This is a genomic window from Pseudomonas sp. NBRC 111143, from assembly GCF_001320965.1.
Taxonomy (GTDB): Bacteria; Pseudomonadota; Gammaproteobacteria; order Pseudomonadales; family Pseudomonadaceae; genus Aquipseudomonas; species Aquipseudomonas machongensis.
Window position 1 is genome coordinate 1 of the sequence record NZ_BCBT01000119.1, and the last position, 1,055, is coordinate 1,055.

1 pseudogene is annotated in these 1,055 nt (G+C 64.9%); it reads right to left on the reverse strand.

From position 1 onward, the window contains the following. Positions 1-54 precede the first annotated feature (54 nt). Positions 55-1,055 (reverse strand): annotated as a pseudogene (locus tag APH44_RS30200) (hypothetical protein); the annotation flags it as partial.

The following is a 1,055-nucleotide window of genomic DNA, read 5'->3' on the forward strand; positions in this document are numbered from 1 at the left end:
AAGCCGGCAAAGCACAGCAGGCGTTGCGCCAGAGACGGTTTCATGGCTGTCGGCTCAGTCATGACAACCCACCCCAGCCGGGCGCGGGCTCGGGCACGCGCTCCGCGTTGTGGCCGGCGCGCCAAGCCCGAGCTGCTCGGCCGGTTGGTAGCTGAAAGGGTCTGCCGTTGCGGTGAAGTCCAAGCGCAGCAGCGGCAGAAACCCTCCGGTGCGGGTGAAGTAATCGTGCTGGATGAACTGCGCCTGGGGCAGGCCGGTGCTGCCGCTGAGATAGAACAACGACTCCAGCGGGATCTGCGTGGGGATATCGTCAGGCCAGGCGGCCATCATGATTTCGTTCCAGTCGGACCTGTTCGGAAAGTTGTTGCGCACTTCGATGCTCAACTGGAACTGTTTGGCGGTATTACTGAAAGCACAGCCCTGCGCTGGAGCGCCGGAATACCTGGCCATCCAGGCTGCGACACTGTCGACGCCGAGTTTTTCGCATTCGCCCCGGTGTGCGCAGGGATCGGATGCGCCTGAGGTGCCGGCATCGTACGGGTAAGCGCAGCGCAAGGTCGGGCGATGGGCCATCGGGGCCGCCAGCTCACGGAAGGTGAACGCATAGGGGCGTGTCCAGGCCACCGTGCGAATGTTGATGTCGGCGCGTGCATAGCTGAACGACACACCGTTGTTCTGGTGCGAGCCTGGGCTGGGGTTCCAGGCCGGAAAGGCCGTGGTTGCCAGGTTGGTGCGAAACAGCACGCCATTGCAGTTGAAGGCGGCGCTGCCATCGCGGCAGGCAGCGGCGGTGTCGGCGAAGCGCTGGTTGAGCCTTTGCGCCAACTGATAGCCGATGTACAGCTGATCCTGCAGGTTGAAGCCGAACACTTGGTCAGCGGGCTGGCTGGGGTCGATGCGTAGCACCGGCAGCCATTGGCCGGTGGCGTCGAACCAGTCTCGCTGGTCCTGCTGCGCGGCACGCAGCCCGCCCTGGCTGCGGCTGTCGTAGACCAGCGCCTGGATCGCCAGGCGCGCCGGGGCTTGCGCATCCCAGTTGCGCACCAGCAGCTCAA